At 49.2% G+C, this 19192-nt stretch carries 18 protein-coding genes and 1 other annotated feature; of the genes, 12 read left to right on the top strand and 6 right to left on the bottom strand.

Features of this window, described 5'->3' with window-relative positions:
* Positions 1–284: 284 nt before the first annotated feature.
* From AC3ISQ_RS16720 to AC3ISQ_RS16710, 3 genes are read left to right on the top strand one after another with little or no spacing between them, the layout of a single operon-like run.
* Positions 285–983 carry a metal ABC transporter ATP-binding protein gene (locus tag AC3ISQ_RS16720; RefSeq protein ID WP_489348302.1) on the top strand — a complete coding sequence of 233 codons (699 nt, stop codon included), beginning with the start codon at positions 285–287 and terminating at the stop codon, positions 981–983.
* A complete protein-coding gene (locus tag AC3ISQ_RS16715; RefSeq protein WP_489348300.1) occupies positions 983–1840 on the top strand; it encodes a metal ABC transporter permease in 858 nt (285 codons plus the stop codon). Before AC3ISQ_RS16720 ends, AC3ISQ_RS16715 begins: the two co-directional genes overlap by 1 nt.
* A gap of 25 nt (positions 1841–1865) precedes the next feature.
* Positions 1866–2744, top strand: coding sequence for a metal ABC transporter substrate-binding protein (locus tag AC3ISQ_RS16710; RefSeq protein WP_489348298.1), 879 nt, complete (start codon positions 1866–1868; stop codon positions 2742–2744).
* 89 nt (positions 2745–2833) lie between these two features.
* Here the strand turns inward: AC3ISQ_RS16710 and ykgO are convergent, their stop codons facing one another.
* The 4 genes from ykgO to sdeX all read right to left on the bottom strand — a co-directional run bounded on the left by ykgO (position 2834) and on the right by sdeX (position 7768).
* Positions 2834–2974, bottom strand: a complete 141-nt coding sequence (ykgO, locus tag AC3ISQ_RS16705; RefSeq protein ID WP_004949353.1) for a type B 50S ribosomal protein L36 — start codon at positions 2972–2974, stop codon at positions 2834–2836.
* 12 nt (positions 2975–2986) lie between these two features.
* The gene (locus AC3ISQ_RS16700; RefSeq protein WP_489348296.1) at positions 2987–3247 is read right to left on the bottom strand and encodes a type B 50S ribosomal protein L31; all 261 of its coding nucleotides are present in this window, start codon (positions 3245–3247) and stop codon (positions 2987–2989) included.
* A 172-nt stretch (positions 3248–3419) separates the two neighbouring features.
* Entirely contained in the window at positions 3420–6569 is a 3150-nt protein-coding gene (locus tag AC3ISQ_RS16695; protein WP_489348295.1) for an efflux RND transporter permease subunit, read from the bottom strand.
* A gap of 17 nt (positions 6570–6586) precedes the next feature.
* A complete protein-coding gene (gene sdeX, locus AC3ISQ_RS16690) occupies positions 6587–7768 on the bottom strand; it encodes a multidrug efflux RND transporter periplasmic adaptor subunit SdeX (RefSeq protein WP_489348293.1) in 1182 nt (393 codons plus the stop codon).
* Between the two features lie 142 nt (positions 7769–7910).
* On the opposite strand from sdeX, the gene acrR reads away from it, so the two are divergent.
* The 3 genes from acrR (at position 7911) to mscK (ending at position 12409) form a co-directional block, all read left to right on the top strand.
* The gene (gene acrR, locus AC3ISQ_RS16685) at positions 7911–8564 is read left to right on the top strand and encodes a multidrug efflux transporter transcriptional repressor AcrR (protein ID WP_489348291.1); all 654 of its coding nucleotides are present in this window, start codon (positions 7911–7913) and stop codon (positions 8562–8564) included.
* Positions 8565–8576: 12 nt separating this feature from the next.
* On the top strand, positions 8577–8933 hold the full coding sequence (locus tag AC3ISQ_RS16680) for a DsrE/DsrF/TusD sulfur relay family protein (RefSeq protein ID WP_489348289.1): 357 nt from the start codon (positions 8577–8579) through the stop codon (positions 8931–8933).
* 95 nt (positions 8934–9028) lie between these two features.
* Positions 9029–12409: a mechanosensitive channel MscK gene (mscK, locus tag AC3ISQ_RS16675; protein ID WP_489348287.1), complete on the top strand. Its 3381-nt coding sequence runs from the start codon at positions 9029–9031 to the stop codon at positions 12407–12409.
* 10 nt (positions 12410–12419) lie between these two features.
* Here the strand turns inward: mscK and rsmS are convergent, their stop codons facing one another.
* Both rsmS and priC read right to left on the bottom strand, forming a co-directional pair.
* Positions 12420–12596: a pleiotropic regulatory protein RsmS gene (gene rsmS / locus AC3ISQ_RS16670; RefSeq protein ID WP_489348285.1), complete on the bottom strand. Its 177-nt coding sequence runs from the start codon at positions 12594–12596 to the stop codon at positions 12420–12422.
* A 98-nt stretch (positions 12597–12694) separates the two neighbouring features.
* A complete protein-coding gene (priC, locus tag AC3ISQ_RS16665) occupies positions 12695–13231 on the bottom strand; it encodes a primosomal replication protein PriC (protein ID WP_489348283.1) in 537 nt (178 codons plus the stop codon).
* A 519-nt stretch (positions 13232–13750) separates the two neighbouring features.
* Between priC and AC3ISQ_RS16660 the strand changes: the two genes are divergently transcribed.
* From AC3ISQ_RS16660 to recR, 6 genes are all read left to right on the top strand, one after another.
* The gene (locus AC3ISQ_RS16660; protein ID WP_489348281.1) at positions 13751–14869 is read left to right on the top strand and encodes a porin; all 1119 of its coding nucleotides are present in this window, start codon (positions 13751–13753) and stop codon (positions 14867–14869) included.
* Between the two features lie 130 nt (positions 14870–14999).
* Complete coding sequence (locus tag AC3ISQ_RS16655; RefSeq protein ID WP_489348280.1) at positions 15000–15380, top strand: DUF454 family protein; 381 nt, start codon at positions 15000–15002, stop codon at positions 15378–15380.
* 159 nt (positions 15381–15539) lie between these two features.
* Positions 15540–16091, top strand: a complete 552-nt coding sequence (gene apt / locus AC3ISQ_RS16650) for an adenine phosphoribosyltransferase (RefSeq protein ID WP_489348278.1) — start codon at positions 15540–15542, stop codon at positions 16089–16091.
* 97 nt (positions 16092–16188) lie between these two features.
* On the top strand, positions 16189–18117 hold the full coding sequence (gene dnaX / locus AC3ISQ_RS16645; RefSeq protein WP_489348276.1) for a DNA polymerase III subunit gamma/tau: 1929 nt from the start codon (positions 16189–16191) through the stop codon (positions 18115–18117).
* Positions 17453–17517, top strand: a sequence feature (DnaX frameshifting element). It overlaps the preceding gene by 65 nt.
* A 41-nt stretch (positions 18118–18158) precedes the next feature.
* Complete coding sequence (locus AC3ISQ_RS16640) at positions 18159–18488, top strand: YbaB/EbfC family nucleoid-associated protein (RefSeq protein WP_024913912.1); 330 nt, start codon at positions 18159–18161, stop codon at positions 18486–18488.
* Positions 18488–19093, top strand: a complete 606-nt coding sequence (gene recR / locus AC3ISQ_RS16635; RefSeq protein ID WP_489348274.1) for a recombination mediator RecR — start codon at positions 18488–18490, stop codon at positions 19091–19093. Before AC3ISQ_RS16640 ends, recR begins: the two co-directional genes overlap by 1 nt.
* Positions 19094–19192 lie beyond the last annotated feature (99 nt).

Below are 19192 nucleotides of genomic sequence, written 5' to 3'. Positions count from 1 at the left end.
TCCCGTCAGTACAACAGTTGTTCAACGATACAAAATGATCTTATCAACATGTGTGCTTGTTACGCTCGGTTGCATTAACTGGCTTGAGCTTAAACTCGAAGTGTGATGTTATATTATTACATTAATCTTATTGGTTGTTGTCATGAACAGCTCTTTTGATCGGACGGAGGCACTATGTCACCGCTGAACTCATTGTTTACTGCCTCTGCAATGCTCCGTTGTGGTATGGCTGCTCTCTTGTTGAGCTTGCTCTGGCTGGCCATTCTCTGGGCGATCGCATTGCCATGATGACTTTACAGCAAGCCGCCATTGGTTATGGTAATACTCCATTGTGCCCATCGTTAAATGGCCAGATTGCTCTAGGTTCACTGACTGCAGTGATTGGCATGAATGGTGCTGGTAAATCGACGTTGCTAAAAACACTGGCAGGATTGCAGCCGCTGCTAGCGGGAAATCTGATTTTTAGCTCAGGAAAACGTCCTCGTTTGGCCTATCTACCCCAGCAGGCAGAGTTGGATCGTCAATTTCCCATTGTAGTAAGCGATTTAACGGCTATGGGGAGTTGGCAACGAAGCGGCATGTTTGGTGGCCTGAATCGCAACTTGGTACGGCAGGTGGCAGCCGCGCTGGATACGGTGGGAATGCAGCATAAAGCGAACACATTAATTGGTGAGCTATCGGGAGGGCAACTACAGCGCGTTTTGTTTGCCCGTTTGTTGGTGCAACAAGCCCCGCTGATTTTGCTCGACGAACCCTTTACTGGCATCGACAGCGCAACCACCCAGCTTCTGCTACAGGTGATCGCACAGCTACACCAACAAGGACGAACGGTGGTAGCAGTTCTGCATGATATGTCGTTGGTGGCGAGTCATTTCCCTCAGGCATTATTGTTGACGCCAGATTCTTGTTATTGGGGAGAGGCGCAACAAGTTTTACGACATCTTCCTGTGATTAATACCGTTAACCCTCTAGCGGTGGCGTAATGACGTTGATACATCTTTTTCTGGATCCTTTTGTTTCGTTTGGATTTATGCGCCGCGCATTGGTGGCTTGCCTCGCGCTATCGCTGAGCGCAGCTCCGTTAGGCGTGTTTTTGTTATTACGCCGTATGAGTTTGGTCGGTGATGCCTTGTCCCATGCGGTGTTACCTGGAGCGGCGATCGGTTATTTGATTTCCGGTATGTCGTTGGTCGCGATGGGCTTGGGGGGATTTATCGCTGGCTTGGCGGTGGCGATGCTTTCCGGCTTGGTCAGCCGACATACGCTACTGAAAGAGGATGCCAGTTTTGCCGGTTTTTATCTTGGCTCATTGGCATTGGGCGTGACGCTGGTTTCGCTACGGGGTTCTAGCGTTGATCTGCTGCACGTTCTGTTCGGCTCGATTTTGGCGGTGGATAGTCCTGCGATATTGATGGTTGGAACCATTGCCAGTTTCTCGCTCTTAGCGTTGGCTGTGTTGTATCGCGCATTAGTGATTGAATCTTTCGATACCACTTTTCTACGGGTTAGCGCCCCGCGCTGGTTGGCGTTAGTCCATGGGCTGTTTTTAGCCTTGGTCGTAATCAATCTGGTGGCCGGTTTTCAGATCCTCGGCACCTTGATGTCGGTGGGATTAATGATGTTACCTGCCGCCAGTGCCCGCTTTTGGGCGCGTAATTTGCCGCAGATGCTAGCCGTGGCGATGGGGATAGGCATTCTCTCTAGCCTGATTGGTTTGGAATGGTCGTATTATGCGTCGTTACCAGCAGGGCCTGCGATTGTACTTAGCGCCAGTGTTGTGTTTTTCATTTCGATTTTGTTTGGAACGCGTGGTGGTATTTACAGCTCTGCGCGATGTTGAGAAGTCAGTAAGGAGAAAATGAGTCATGAAATTTGTACCTCTATCGCTAGCAGTAGCTGCTCTGCTGTCTAGTCCATTGGCAATGGCAAAAACCGTCGATGCCGTCGCCAGTTTTTCTATTCTTGGCGACATCGTTAAACAAGTGGGCGGGGAACACGTTAACGTCAACACCTTGGTCGGAGCCGATGGCGATCCGCACAGCTTCGAACCCTCACCACTGGACAGCAAGATGCTCTCGCAAGCTGACGTGGTGTTTGTCAGTGGATTAGGGCTGGAAGGATGGATCGATCGTTTGGTGACGGCGTCAGGCTATCGTGGGCCGTTGATCGTTGCTTCTAACGGTATTAATACGCGTCAGATGGAGGAAGAGGGTAAAAAAATCACTGATCCTCATGCTTGGAACAGTATGCAAAATGGCATTCAGTATGCGACCAACGTGATGAATGCCTTGATTGCCGCGGATCCCGAAGATGCTAATTACTTCCGCCAGCGTGGTTCGGATTATATTCAGCAGTTACAAAAGCTGGATAGTTGGGCCAAGGCTGAGTTTACGGCTATTCCTGTGCAAAAACGTAAAGTGCTCACCAGTCACGATGCTTTTGGCTATTTCGGCCAACAATATGCGGTGACTTTTTTGGCACCGGTTGGTTTTTCTACTGAATCGGAAGCTAGCGCTAGTGATGTGGCTAACTTGATCAAACAGATCAAGCAAGAACAGGTACATGCTTATTTCATCGAGAACCAAACCGATCCGCGTTTGGTCAAACAGATTGCCGCTGCAACCAACGCGAAAGCCGGTGGGGAACTGTATCCTGAGGCACTATCGAAAGCCGATGGCCCGGCTCCGACTTACATAGAAGCGTTTAAGCATAATGTTGAGGTTATGCTCAATAGCATGAAGTAGTTCACCACAGGGTTTCATGGCACTTCTCCACAAAAAAAAAGCCCCGTTGAGCAGCAACGGGGCTTTGTCTACTGATAGCACTATTTGGATTAACGTTTTTTCTTACGTCCCTGTACCGCTTTGAAGCGTGGGTTACTCTTGCAAATCACATAGATGCGACCATTACGACGCACTACTTTGCAATCTGGATGGCGTTTTTTCGCCGAACGCAATGAACTCAAAACCTGCATGGTGATTTCCTTTTACTTACTGCGACTGCCAATAAAGCGGCCAAAACGCTGTTGGAAGCGCGCGGTACTGCCTTCTTTCGAGAACTCTTTCTGCTTACCGGTGTAATACGGGTGTGATGCAGAAGAAACATCGATAGTGACATACGGCCAATTTGCCCCGTCTAACTCGATGGTGCGATCGGTTTTGATGGTCGACCCTACTTTGAAATAGGTGTCGGCGCTTAAATCGTGGAATACCACGGTACGATAGTCTGGATGGATGCCTGCTCTCATAATGACCTCGAATATTATGTTATAACATAACAATTATTATGTTCCACTTGAGAGCAAGGATCAACCACTAAATGTATTTCACAGGAGTTAAATGAGAGTTGTTATCATTGTCTGATTAACAGACAAAAAAAAGGCCACATTGCTGTGGCCTTGATATTTAACGGGTTAGAGCTTAGTGATGGTGCTCAACCGGATGGCTGTGTTCGACGTCTTCAGACTTCTTGGCGAAGCGGCGGCGAACCACCACAAAGAACACCGGTACGAAGAAAATGGCCAGCACGGTGGCGGTAATCATCCCGCCCATAACGCCAGTACCTACTGCGTTCTGTGCACCAGAGCCTGCACCGCTACTGATAACCAGCGGCATAACCCCGAGGATGAACGCCAGTGAGGTCATCAAGATTGGGCGCAGACGCATACGTACTGCTTCCAACGTGGCTTCGATCAGGCCTTTGCCTTCTTTTTCCATCAGATCTTTGGCGAATTCTACGATTAATATCGCATTCTTCGCCGATAGCCCAATGGTTGTCAGCAAGCCTACCTGGAAGTACACGTCGTTGTTCATACCGCGTAGGGTGGCAGCCAACAACGCACCGATAACACCCAACGGCAGAACCAACATAACCGAGAACGGAATCGACCAGCTTTCATACAGTGCAGCCAAACACAGGAATACTACCAGAATCGAAATGGCATACAGTGACGGCGCCTGGTTACCAGACAAGCGTTCCTGATAAGACATCCCGGTCCAGTCGTAACCGATACCTGTAGGCAGTTTAGAAGCCAGTTCTTCCATCAGGTTCATCGCCTCACCGGTACTCTTACCCGGAGCGGATTGACCCAGAATTTCCATTGATGGTAAGCCGTTATAACGTTCTAGACGCGGTGAACCATATTCCCACTTCGCTGAAGAGAAGGCGGAGAACGGTACCATTTGCCCACTATCACCACGGACGTACCACTTGTCGATATCACCTGGCAACATACGGAACGGTGCATCGGACTGTACGTAGACTTTTTTCACACGACCACGGTCGATGAAGTCGTTAACGTAAGTCCCACCCAGCGCAGTTTTCAACGTGTCATTGATGGTGGAGAGACTAACACCTAATGCGCGAGCTTTCTCCTGATCGACGATCAGTTTGAATTGCGGTGTATCTTCCAAACCGTTAGGACGCACACCGACCAGTGTATCTGGATGTTTTGCTACCATACCCAACAACTGGTTACGCGCTTCGGTCAGTTTTTCGTGGCCCAAACCGCCTTGGTCGATCAATTCAAAGTCGAAACCGGTCGCGGTACCCAATTCGATAATCGCTGGCAGGTTGAACGGGAATACCAGACCTTCTTTGATCTTGGAGAACTCAGCCATTGCACGACCGGCAATCGCTTCAACCTTGTTTTCCTCGCCTGGGCGTTGACTCCAGTCTTTCAGGCTGACGAATGATAGACCGTTGTTCTGGCCGTTACCGTTAAAGCCGAAGCCCGCAACGGTAAATACCGACACCACGTTCTTCTCTTCTTTGGTGAGGTAGTAGTCAGTAATGCCTTCCAGCACTTTAGCGGTCCTTGCCTCGGTAGCACCGGCAGGCAATTGCACCATGGTCAACAGGATGCCCTGATCTTCATCTGGTAGGAATGAAGAAGGCAGGCGCAGGAACAGCACGCCCATGCCAACGACGATCAGCAGATAAATAACCAGATAACGGCCAGTACTGCGCAGGATGTTAGCAACACTGTTGGTGTAGTGGTCGGTGCTCTTTTCGAACATCCGGTTAAACCAGCCGAAGAAGCCAGTTTTCGCCCCGTGGTCACCTTTCGGAACAGGTTTCAGAATGGTGGCACAAAGTGCTGGAGTCAGGATCAAGGCGACCAGTACCGACAGCGCCATCGCAGAAACGATAGTGATCGAGAACTGACGGTAAATCGCACCGGTCGAGCCACCGAAGAATGCCATCGGGATAAATACGGCCGACAACACCATGGCGATACCGACCAACGCGCCTTGGATTTGATCCATTGATTTTCGGGTGGCTTCTTTCGGCGGCAAGCCCTCTTCGGACATCACACGCTCGACGTTTTCCACCACCACGATGGCATCATCCACCAACAGGCCTATCGCGAGCACCATCCCGAACATCGTAAGGGTGTTTATCGAGAAGCCAAACGCCGCCAGTATGGCGAACGTCCCTAGCAGTACCACCGGCACCGCGATCGTTGGGATCAGCGTTGCACGGAGGTTTTGCAGGAACAGGTACATTACCAAGAATACCAACACGATTGCTTCGAGCAGCGTTTTCACCACTTCGTGGATCGAAATCTTCACGAATGGAGTGGTGTCGTACGGGTAAACTATTTTCATTCCTTGTGGGAAGAAAGGTTCCAGTTTTGCCAATTCGGCTTTAACACCTTCAGCCGTGTTTAAAGCGTTGGCACCGGTTGCCAGTTTGATACCCAGACCTGAAGCCGGTTTATTGTTAAACCGAGCTGTCTGGGCATAGCTTTCTGCCCCACGCTCAATGCGCGCAACGTCTTTCAGGCGAACCTGTGAACCATCGCTATTCACTTTCAACAGAATTTTGCCGAACTCTTCCGGGGATGTCAGACGTGTCTGCGCAATGATAGAAGCGTTAAGCTGTTGACCTGGAACGGGAGGCATTCCACCCAATTGCCCGGCAGCAACCTGACTATTTTGCTCATTGATGGCCGCAGTGACGTCCGAGGTAGTCAGTGAGTAATTATTCAGTTTGTTAGGATCCAGCCAAACACGCATTGCATACTGGGAACCGAATAAGGTGATCTCACCGACGCCAGAAGAACGGCTGATCGGATCTTTGATGTTGGAAGCCACGTAGTCAGAAATATCATCCTGAGTCATGTTCGGATCGTCAGAAACGAAACCGGCCACTAACAGGAAGCTACTACTGGATTTTTCTACGCTCAAACCTTGCTGCTGTACTTCTTGCGGCAGCAACGGGGTTGCCAATGACAGTTTGTTCTGTACTTGAACCTGTGCGATGTCAGGATCGGTACCGGATTCAAACGTCAGGGTAATGGTGACACTCCCAGAGGAATCACTGGTGGAGGACATGTACATCAGGCCATCGATACCGTTCATATTCTGTTCGATAACCTGTGTCACGGTATCCTGCACCGTTTTGGCATCTGCGCCAGGGTAGTTAGCGGTAATACTTACCGCGGGTGGTGCGATGGTCGGATACTGCGCCACTGGCAGTTTCAGAATCGCAAGTACCCCCGCCAACATCACGATGATGGCGATTACCCAGGCAAAAATGGGGCGATCTATAAAGAACTTAGCCATGTATTACCGGCTCCTTTTTATGACTTCTGCGCTTCAGACTGCGGCTGTTTTTGCGCCTGAGTGTCAACTTCTTGTGCTTTTACTTCGGCTCCAGGACGAACTTTCATCAGCCCGGTAACGATCACGCGATCGCCAGCTTTCAACCCATCGGTAACCAACCATTTGTCACCAATAGCCTGATCGGCCTTCAAGGTACGCATTTCCACTTTATTCTGAGCATCAACCACTAATGCAGTGGCTTCACCCCGTGGGTTACGCGTTACGCCTTGTTGTGGCACCAGCAGAGCATTGTCACGGATACCTTCGTCCAAGCGAGCTCGAACAAACATACCTGGCAGCAGGACGTCATTCGGGTTCGGGAACACGGCACGGATGGTGATAGAACCGGTGGTTTCATCCACGGTGACATCAGAGAACTCTAAAGTCCCTTCCTGTGTGTATTCTTGGCCGTTTTCCAGCATCAGCTTCACTTTAGCTTTGCCGTTTTCCTGCTTCAAAGAACCGTTAGCCAGTTCATTTTTTAAACGCAGGAAATCGTTGCTGGATTGGGTAACGTCGACATACATGGGATCAAGCTGTTGTACGGTGGCCAGTGCAGTCGCTTGCCCACTAGTCACCAGAGCCCCTTCGGTCACAGAAGATTTACCGATACGCCCGGTAATAGGTGAAGTCACTTTGGTATAAGCCAAATTGATACGAGCAGCTTCTACCGCTGCTTTTGCGGCAACCACGGAGGCGTTAGCCTGTGACAAGGTAGAGTTCGCAGTATCGTATTCTTGTTTACTGATGTAGTTGGTACCCACCAGTGGTTTATAGCGATTTACCGTCAGGCGAGCGATTTCTGCTGCTGCCTGTGCTTTGGCCAAATCACCTTTCGCACTATCATAAGAAGCCTGATAAGTAGCTGGATCGATTTGATACAGTGAAACACCTGCTTTGATGTCACCACCTTCGACGAAATTACGCTTCAGGATGATCCCGCCCACCTGTGGACGAACTTCGGCAATCCGGTACGCAGCGGTACGCCCTGGAAGATCGGTAGTAACATTGAGAGGTTCGGCCTTCAATGTTACGACGCCCACTTCAGGGGCCGGATGTGCACCCTGTTGGGCTTCTTTCTCATTACATCCTGTTAGCACTAAGCTGCCTGAAAGCATCAGAACTGCCGCCAGAGGCGTTAACCCTCTGTTTTTGTTCATAGAAAAACCTCAAGTGTCCGATTTCAAAATGATCAATGGATCACAAGCTTTAAAACCCATTGCTGCGTAAATTATATGTGCGTGCTATGGTACATACATTCGCAAATGTATGTAAATCACACTCCCCCTAAAAAACAACGTCATGGCACGAAAAACCAAACAGCAAGCGCTAGAAACACGACGGCACATCTTAGACGCTGCCGTGCGAGTGTTCTCTGAACATGGCGTAGCTGCAACGTCACTGACAGATATTGCTACAGCGGCCGGGGTGACTCGCGGTGCAATTTACTGGCACTTTAAGAACAAGGTAGACCTGTTTAATGAAGTTTGGCAGTTATCAGAGTCAAAAGTTGGTGATTTCGAAGTAGAGTATCAAACAAAGTATCCCGATAATCCACTGCGGATTTTACGCGAGATTCTGATTTATATTCTGACAGCTACGGTTGATGACGAACGTCGCCGTGCGTTGATGGAGATTGTATTCCATAAGTGTGAATTTGTCGGCGAAATGCTTCCGTTACATGACGCGCGCAAAATCCTTTATCTTGCCAGCTACGAACGCATTGAATCGGTGTTATGCGACGCCATTCATCTCGGTCAATTACCCGCAGATCTGCACACTCGGCGTGCCGCAATTATTCTTCGTGCTTATGTGACCGGCTTGATGGAAAACTGGTTGCTCATGCCCAATAGTTTCGATTTGAAAGCGGAGGCTGCAGGATTGGTGGATGCCTATCTTGAAATGGTACAGCTTTGCCCGACCTTACGCTTAACGTCAGAACGCCCCTATAAATAGAAGGAAGGAATTATGTCGTCATCAATCGTTATGGTCGCTAATGGCGCGGCCTATGGTCAAGAATCGTTATTCAATGCATTACGCCTAGCGATTGCGCTGAAAGAACAAGATAGTGCACTCAATTTAAAGTTATTCCTGATGTCTGACGCGGTAGTGGCGGGGATTGCCGGGCAGCAACCACAAGAAGGCTACCATTTACAACAGATGCTGGAAATTCTGACGGCGCAACAGGTGCCGGTGAAATTGTGTAAAACTTGTGCCGATGCTCGTGGTGTTAGCCGCTTGCCATTGGCTGATGGCGTAGAGATTGGTACGCTGGTTGAGTTGGCGCAATGGACGTTAGAAGCGGATAAAGTACTGACTTTCTGATCGAGTTTGTTCATTATCAGCAACGTTTTTCTTATTTATAGCCTGACTGCGAACGTGCTAATCTTTGAACTCCACTGTTGAGCCGAAGTTGAGCTATGATTCGCAGGTCACCGAAGTTCTTTTCTCAAGCCTTTTCAATCCGTTCCAGTGTGAATTTTTTCCGCACTTTTCTACTGCTATTGTTTATTGGCTGCTGGTTATCCACGGCTCATGCGGCGCTGAATGGTGATCTTCCAGCGCGTAGCGATATCCAAAGCCAACTTGATCTGCTGAACAAACAAAAAAATCAGACGCCGATAGAAAAGCTCTCACAGCAAGATTTGACTCGCACGGTTGAGCTGTTGGATGCGATCGAACGCACTAAGCAAGAATCCGCGCAGTTGAGGCAACAGGTACAGCAGGCACCGGGCAAATTACGACAAGTGACACAGGAATTAGAGGCGTTACAGGATCCGGCCAATGAAACGACGTTGCGCGCCAGCCTGCAATTACTTTCGCTGCGCCAATTAGAAAATCGTCTGTATCAAACTCTAGATGATCTACAAAACGCGCAGGAAAGTCTTTCAGCCGACAACAGCCAGTTAATTTCTCTGCAAACCCAGCCTGAAAGGGTGCAGAGCAGCATGTATACCACTTCACAACGGCTGCAAGAGATCCGCAATCAACTTAACAATCAATCACCAGGGCAAGAATCGCTGCGTAGCAGCCAGCAGGTGATGCTAAACACCGAGCAAGCGTTGTTGAATGCGCAGATCGATTTGCAACGTAAAGGGTTGGAAGCCAACACCACTTTGCAGGATTTATTGCAGAAACAGCGTGATTATACCAGTGGGCGTATTGATCAACTGGATCATACGGTGCAAGCGTTGCAAGAAGTGGTCAACAGTAAACGGCTAACGCTGTCGGAAAATACCGCCAAAGAGGCGCAAAACCCGGAAGATCGTAGCGATATTCAGAACAACCCATTGGTGAGTAAGGAACTGAATATCAACCGAAAAATTAGCCAGCGGCTGATTGCGGCCACGCAAGACAGCAACACGCTATTCCAACAGAACATTCAGGTGAAAAACTGGCTTGATCGCGGCCTGCAATCGGAGCGTAACCTGAAAGAACAGATCCAAGTGCTAAAAGGGACGTTGGTATTGTCACGTATTCTGTATCAACAACAACAAAATCTGCCACAAGGCACGTTAGTTGCGGATGTGGGAACGAAAATTGCTGACTTGCGTTTGGAGCAGTTTGAGATCAATCAGCAGCGCGACGATCTGTTTAAAGGTGATGAGTATGTCGACACACTGTTGGCTGATGGCAAAGAAAAGGCGAATGATGACGTGGTTGATGCGTTGGGTGAAATCGTCGATATGCGACGTGAATTGCTCGATCAACTGAACAAGCAGCTCAGTAATCAGTTGTCGTTAGCCATTAATTTGCAAATCAATCAGCAACAACTGACCAGCGTTTACAGTTCGGTGCAGGATACCTTGACCCAGCAAATTTTCTGGGTCAACAGTAATAAACCTATCGATCTGAATTGGTTCGCAACCTTGCCGGGGGCGATCAAAGATCAGATTAGCGTGTTGCACACCAAGCTTGACGTCAGCAAGTTGGCGGTGGGCGGCTGGCACGCCATCGTTGTGCTGTTGCCAATATTAATTTTGCTTGGGGTGCTGCGCTGGCGTTATCGTCAAATTGACCGCTATTTGCAACAATTGGGCAGTGATGTCGGTCAATTACGCCGAGATACCCAGTTGCATACGCCAAAAGCGTTGTTGTTAACTTTGCTGAAAGTCTTGCCTGGATCGGTCTTGTTATTAGTGGTTGGGTATTGGTGCTATCGGGCAGACGTTGGCGTTAGTGATTTTCTATGGTCGCTGTCGCAGCAATTGGCTCTTTTCTGGCTAGTGTTTAATTTCAACTTCCGCCTGCTGGCTCCGGGAGGGATCGCTGAACGGCATTTTGCCGCCTCGGAATTGCAAGCTGCCCACTATCGCCGCCAAACCATGCGTTTGGGGCTAGCATTAATACCTTTGATTTTTTGGTCGGTACTCGGCGAGAAAGCGCCGTTGCGATTGGTCGAAGATGTGGTCGGTCAAGTGGTCGTGATTCTGACTTTGGCGCTATTGACGGTGCTGGTATTCCCTATTTGCCGAGATAGCTGGCGCGAGAAAGGTTCTCATGCGGTTCGTTTGGTGGTTGTCACCGTTATTGCTGCGACGCCGTTGATTCTATTGGGGTTGATGTTTGCCGGCTATTTCTATACCACGTTGCGACTGGCTGGACGTTGGATCGACAGCCTGTATTTGTTCTTCCTGTGGAATATTGTTTATCTAACAGCGTTGCGCGGTTTGAGCGTTGCCGCGCGTCGATTGGCCTATCGCCGTGCGGTCGCCCGTCGTCAGAGTTTAGTTAAAGAAGGAGCGGAGGGCAGTGAGCCGATAGAAGAACCGCCGTTAGCGCTCGACCAAATCAACCAACAATCGTTGCGTTTGACGACTATGGTGTTGTTTTTGATCTTTGCTACTGCGTTTTATGCTATTTGGTCAGACTTAGTCACGGTGATCTCTTATCTGGATAGCGTTTCCCTGTGGCATTACAGCAGTACAGTAGCGGGTAGCGCGGTACCCCAGGCGGTCACGTTGGGCAATATTTTGGTCGCGGTGCTGACGGTGATCATTGCTTATGTGTTGACGCGCAACCTACCGGGTTTACTGGAAGTGTTAGTGCTGTCTAAGTTACAACTGCGGCAAGGAACTTCCTATGCGATCACTACTGTTCTTACCTACTTGATCACTGCGGTGGGGACGGTGACGGCACTTGGCTCATTGGGCGTTTCTTGGGATAAGTTGCAATGGCTGGTGGCTGCACTTTCTGTCGGGTTGGGGTTTGGTTTGCAGGAAATCTTCGCCAACTTTGTTTCTGGTTTGATCATCCTGTTCGAACGACCGGTTCGTATTGGCGATACGATTACTATTGGTAACTTCTCAGGCTCAGTGAGTAGGATCCGCATTCGTGCGACGACGATCACCGATTTTGACCGTAAAGAAGTGATCATCCCAAATAAAGCTTTTGTGACTGAGAGGCTGATCAACTGGTCGCTGTCTGACACCATTACTCGCGTGCTAATTAAAGTCGGGGTGGCTTACGGTTCCGATCTGGACAAAGTGAAGCAAGTACTGTTGAAAGCGGCGCATGATAACCCACGTGTAATGGCCGATCCGGAACCTCAGGTGTTCTTCCTCAATTTTGGTGCCAGCACATTGGATCACGAATTACGTCTCTATGTACGTGAATTGCGCGATCGCAGCTATACCGTTGATGAGCTAAACCGTTCGATCGAACGCTTATGCCGTGAAAACGATATCAATATTGCTTTCAATCAGTTGGAAGTTTACCTGCATAATCCACAGGGAACTGAGGTGCAAGAAATCAAACGGACGATAGATCCTAAGCTCGGTGAAGGAACACCATCGATTTGAATTATCCGGCCTAATTGCTCGGAGGGTAAGGAGAAGTGACACCTTTGTTTTGCAATTTTTCCTGATAGTCGCGTTTGACAATATCCAGCGCTGCCAGAGCCGTCGCTGGATCAATCTCGTTACATTCCAGCAAGTAAATCAGATCTACTGCTAGTTGCAGTTCTGCAGAGGCATTTTCTAAGGACATAAATCCAACGGTTTGTGATTAATCAGTTAATGCGTTGGCTCAGTATAGTGAACAAGGTTGTCGGAAGGGAATAAACATTCAAATAATGTGATAACAATTCAAAAACCGTTTTCTTTTCGTTCAATACTCTTCTCAATTCGGGCGAGGGCCTGACGGCAACGCACCAGTCGTCCTTCCAGCGCGGCGAGTTCTTGCTGCAATTTTTGTTGTGCTGCCAGTGTTGTCTGACGGCCTAGCAAACTCTCTCTGTCTTGAATCATGGAGATTAAGCGGCGTTCATAATCCTGATGTTCTGCCAGCTTATGATACAAATCCGTTTCCAGCACGGCTTTAGGCTGATTTTTACGGCGTAATGCCTGTGTTGCCATTTCGCGTTGTAAGGCTGTGATTTGCGTTACTAACTTTTCTGCCAGAAAAGCCACTTGTTCAGTGCGGCTATCGGTAACAGCTCCTTGTAATTGAGCGAAGTTTTTTTGTACTTCTGCTAAGTAGTCACGCAGGCGTGTGCCGTGGTTGGAAAAAAGTACAGCGTCAAAGCGAGCCTGCGAGATTGGGGTATCGCCGTTTGGACTGATCTCGCTAGCTAGGGCGGCGATCTGCTGTTGTAAAATGTGTAATAAACGTTGAGTACTCACGGTGATCCCTGCAAAAACGAATAACCCTAAGCTTGCCCGCGAATCAGGTTCGAAACAAGTATCAAAAGGATAAATATTAAGACGGCTATATTTATATCTTAGTTATTCATATCTCTATTTTATTAACATGTTTTTATGCAGTATTTTAAATTGGAATAGAGATCCCATTATCGTTTTTTAAGATTAATATGAGTATTTGTCATTGTAATTCCTGCTATCGCTGTTTTATTCATGTTTTTCATGCAGTAATGAGTTTTTTAATCCACCAGTGTACGTATATATATTTAATTTTTATTGTGATTAATAATTCATCGTGGTGATGTTTTTATCTTAATCGAATGATAAATAAGTATTTTATCATTTTTGTTTCAATTAATTTCTAAATTTGACTGATTATTTCAATTATGTCAGTTTGGCGACGGCTATAAAGGAGTAGCGACCTTGCTTTGACGGGGTGCACATCCAAAACCGGGAAAGGAATGTCTTCCGGAAAATTAACTGAAAACAGTGGAACACAATATGAATAAAAAAATTCTAGCAATAGCCGTGCCGGTATTATTGGCTGCGGGTTCAGCAAATGCGGTTAATCTTTACGATAAAGAGGGGACTAAATTCGATTTTACCGGCTCTATTCGTATTATGTTAGAAAATGGTAATCGTAAAGATGGTACGCATGACACGGTATTAAAAGATCAAGGCTCTCGCTTTGGTTTTGCTATCTCCCATAGTTTTGCTAATGATTTCAGTGGGTTTGGTTATCTTGAATATGGCAATGACACCCAGGCCGCGGAAGATAAGTTCAAACTGGACAACCGTTTGGGTTATGCGGGAATCAAATGGAACGATGCTGGCGATATTTCTTTCGGCCGCGTACTTTCCCCATTCGATGATGTGGCTCGTTCTGACTATACCTATGAATACGGCGGCGTATTAGATTTTGGAAGTAAATATATTGGCCGTTCAACTGGCAACTCAGATGAAGGGAAAAACAACTTCATTGGCCGTGTTTCTAATACCATCCGCGTGATGTCCGCTGACTTTAATGGTTTCAGCGCTGGTGGTACTTATACCTTGCAAAATGGCACTGGTGTTAACCAAATCGATAATGCTTATACGCTAGCCACTTTCTATGACACCGGTTTCGGTTTGAACCTCTCTGCGGGTTACGGTCATGCAGAAGGTAACGGTGCGAACACGGGTACGACACAATATTACGCCGGAACTACCGATAAAATTAATGCTGCTCAGGAAGATATTTGGGGTGTAGGTATTGAATACGTTATTCCGGGGCCAGATCTGTCCTTCGCTGTCGACTTTGGTCAGTTGACGTTAAAAGATGCCAATCTGGGGTCTGTGGGCAACTATGCCAAAGTGGAGGGGACGCCAAAAGCAAATCTGTTCGGTTTTGGTACCAAATGGAATTGGGGGCACGGCAACATCTATGGTGGCTATTACTTGAAAGATGGTAATGCTGATGCGCTTAACTGGAAAGAACAGAAATACGTTGTTGGCACTGATTATCCATTTACGCGTAACTTTGTCGCTTGGGCAGAATATGCCTATGTAGAAAGTAAATCTGATATTGACGCCAAAATTGATGACAACTTGGTGGGTTTGGGTCTACGCGTTTATTTCTAAAGATTCATTAGTTCGTCCTTCATCATTGTATTTTACCTATGTGAACACTCTTTCCGGCGCTCTGCGCCGGTTTTTTATTTTGTAGAGAATGGTACAGTAACGACGCAAATCACGAAGTGAAAGGAATGGCATGACGCGTTGGTTATTGATTGTTCTGGGCTGGTTGGCCGTCGTGCTGGCAACATTGGGCGTAGTACTGCCCATATTGCCAACGACACCGTTTTTGCTACTGGCAGCTTGGTGCTTTGCCCGCTCTTCACCGCGTTTTCATCACTGGTTGTTATACCGTTCTTGGTTTGGCTCCTATCTACGTCATTGGCAACAGCATCGTGCGTTACCACCGGGAGCGAAGTGGAAAGCCGTCTTGGTGATTATAACGACGTTCGCGGTATCCCTTTGGTTAGTAAAAATCTGGTGGGTACGTGTGCTACTGTTAGTGATGCTGGCGATTTTACTGACCTTCATGTTGCGTTTACCGGTTATTGACCTGCCGCAACAAAAACGGCGTTGATTGTGCCGTGATAGTTGCTTTTATTGGTCAGTTTGCATAAATTTGAGCGTTTTCGTGCGTAGGTTCCTGCTGACTCTAATTTCCTCCCAAGCTTAAGCCTTTTGGGGAGTCAGGTACTTGCGTTTCATGGTATCAAGCAGTTTTATCAGGCAATAAATTATGACCGCTACTGCGCAGCAGCTTCAGTTTATTAAAGACAGTATCAAAACCATTCCGGATTACCCAAAACCGGGCATCCTGTTCCGCGACGTGACCAGCCTGATGGAGAATCCATTGGCCTATGCTGCCAGCATTGAATTGCTGGTCGAGCGCTACCGCGAAGCGGGTTTCACCAAAGTGGTTGGTACCGAAGCGCGTGGTTTCCTGTTTGGTGCGCCAGTGGCATTGGCGCTGGGCGTTGGCTTTGTACCAGTGCGTAAACCCGGTAAATTGCCGCGCGCGACGTTGAATGAAAGCTATGAGCTGGAATACGGCACCGACACACTGGAAATCCATAGCGATGCTATTGTTGCAGGCGACAAAGTGCTGATGGTGGACGATTTGCTGGCGACCGGCGGTACTATCGAAGCGACCACCAAGCTGATCCGCCGCTTGGGTGGTGAAGTAAAAGACGCCACCTTTATCATCAATCTGCCGGATCTTGGCGGTGAGGCGCGTCTGAACAAACTCGGCATCGAATGCTATAGTTTGGTCGATTTCGCAGGTCATTGATATATATCGTCAGTACCACATAATGACATCAGCCTCGCAGAGAATAGCGGGGCTGTGTTAGCATACCCCTCCAGATTCCTCGACTTCTCCGGTATCAATGAGCTATCAGGTTCTTGCCCGTAAGTGGCGCCCTCAAACGTTTGCAGATGTTGTCGGACAAGAACACGTCCTGACCGCGCTGGCTAACGGCCTCTCGCTGGGGCGGATCCATCACGCCTATTTGTTCTCCGGCACGCGCGGCGTAGGCAAAACCACCATTGCTCGTTTGCTGGCCAAAGGGCTGAACTGCGAAACCGGGATCACCGCGACGCCTTGTGGTAAATGCGATAATTGCCGCGAGATCGAGCAAGGGCGCTTTGTCGATCTGATCGAAATCGATGCCGCGTCCCGTACCAAAGTCGAAGACACCCGTGATCTATTAGATAATGTGCAATACGCTCCGGCGCGTGGTCGTTTTAAAGTTTACCTGATCGATGAAGTGCACATGCTCTCGCGCCACAGCTTCAATGCGCTGTTGAAAACGCTGGAAGAGCCGCCTTCACACGTTAAATTCTTGCTGGCGACCACCGATCCGCAAAAACTGCCGGTAACTATCCTGTCGCGCTGTCTGCAATTCCATCTGAAAGCGCTGGACGTTGAACAGATCCGCACGCAATTGGAAACGGTGTTGCAGGCCGAGCAAATCACCAGCGATACCCGAGCGTTACAACTATTAGCGCGTGCCGCTGATGGCAGTATGCGTGATGCGCTGAGCCTGACCGACCAAGCGATAGCGATGGGACAAGGGCAAGTCACCGCCGCCACTGTTAGCCAAATGCTAGGCACCTTGGACGACGAACAACCGCTCGCCATCCTTGAAGCGCTGGTCAGTGCCGATGGTGAAAAAGTCATGGCACAGGTCGCGCAAGCGGCGTCACGCGGCGTGGATTGGGAAAACCTGCTGGTAGAAACATTGGCATTGCTGCATCGCATCGCGATGGTGCAACTACTGCCGACGATGTTGGACAATCACTATGCCGCCGTTGAGCAACGCCTGCGTGAACTGGCGCGAACTTTACCGCCAGCTGACGTGCAGCTCTATTACCAAACCTTGTTGATTGGTCGTAAAGAACTGGCTTACGCTCCGGATCGCCGCATGGGCGTTGAAATGACCTTGCTGCGTGCTTTGGCGTTCCATCCCAAAGCGACAATCCCTGAACCGGTAGCGCCCGTTGCTCCGGCACAGGTAGCACAACCGCAAGCTCCTCAGTTTCAGGACGCTCCGCCGCCATTAGGGCAACCGGCTGCGCCGCAAAATCAGCAAGCGACAAATTTACCGGATGCGACCGCGCAGTTACTTAAAGCGCGCAGTCAATTGCTTAAGCAGGGAGCATCCACCCCAAAAAAGAGTGAGCCGGCGACCTCAGTAAGAGCGAAGCCGGCAAACTCAGCACTGGAGCGGTTGGCTTCCGTGACTGAGCGCAGCCAGCGCCAGGCGGAAAAAGTGGTCGCAGAGAAACCTGCCAAGCCAGAAGCCTATCGTTGGCGTGCGCTAACCGAACCTGAAGAAGCACCAGAACCACTGGCAACGCCAAAAGCTTTGCGTACCGCGCTTGAGCATGAAAAAACGCCGGAATTGTCAGCTAAACTGGTGGTTGAATCGATCGAACGTGATCCTTGGGCAGCAGAAATCGACCGTTTGAAGATCCCGAAGTTGGTTCAACAACTGGCACTCAATGCGGTTAAAGAGCAGTTGGAACCAGGAAAGATTTGTCTCCACCTGCGTTCTTCGCAGCGTCACCTGAATTCGCCATCGGCGCAAAAAACCTTGGCAGACGCGCTTAGCGAACTGCATGGCAGCCCGGTTGAACTCAGCGTGGTGGAAGATGATAATCCAGCGGAGCGAACGCCGCTGGAATGGCGACAAGCCATCTATGAAGAAAAACTGGCGCAGGCGCGTCAGTCCATCGTTGCGGATACCAACATTCAGACGCTGCGTCGTTTCTTCGATGCGGATTTGGATGAAGAGAGTATTCGCCCCATTTAACCGCTGCGCACAGTGCGCAGCCATTGCGACGAGAGACGACTATGTTTGGTAAAGGCGGTCTGGGCAACCTGATGAAGCAAGCCCAGCAAATGCAAGAAAAAATGCAGCAGATGCAGGAAGAAGTCGCCAAATTAGAAGTAACCGGCGAATCGGGTGCAGGTCTGGTGAAAGTAACCATCAACGGTGCGCACAACTGTCGCCGTGTGGAAATCGATCCAAGTCTGATGGAAGATGATAAAGAAATGCTGGAAGATCTGATCGCTGCTGCGTTCAATGACGCCGCGCGTCGCATCGAAGAAACCCAGAAAGAGAAAATGGCTTCTGTTTCCAACGGAATGCAGTTACCACCTGGCTTCAAGATGCCGTTCTGATGCAAACCAGCCCACTCCTTGAAACATTAATGGAGTCGTTGCGCTGCCTGCCGGGCGTTGGCCCGAAGTCAGCGCAGCGTATGGCCTTCCACCTGCTGCAGCGTGATCGCAGCGGTGGAATGCGTCTGGCGCAAGCTTTGACGCGTGCGATGTCGGAGATCGGCCATTGTGCCGATTGCCGTACCTTTACCGAACAGGACACTTGCACCATTTGCACCAATCCGCGCCGTCAGCAAAACGGCCAGATCTGCGTGGTGGAGAGTCCGGCAGATATCCATGCCATTGAGCAGACCGGGCAGTTCGCCGGACGCTACTTTGTGTTGATGGGGCATCTGTCGCCGCTGGATGGTATTGGGCCGGGTGATATTGGCCTCGATCGTCTGGAACAGCGGTTGGAGCAGGAAAAGATCAGTGAAGTGATCTTGGCGACCAACCCGACGGTTGAAGGTGAAGCCACCGCTAACTATATCGCTGAAATGTGCGGTCAGTATGGCGTGGTTGCCAGCCGAATTGCCCACGGTGTACCGGTGGGCGGCGAGTTGGAAATGGTCGATGGCACTACGCTGTCGCACTCATTAGCCGGGCGTCACGTGATTAAATTCTAAGTCAGCGGGGTTACCTACACCCCGTTTTCTTTACCATCAGATAAAAAATCCCTCGCCAGTCGCTTGAAAAGTCCCGCTCTTATCCCCACTTGATCCTCA

It is taken from the genome of Serratia sp. KH_031 (genome assembly GCF_057839655.1).
This window is presented reverse-complemented; position numbering and strand designations above follow the sequence as displayed.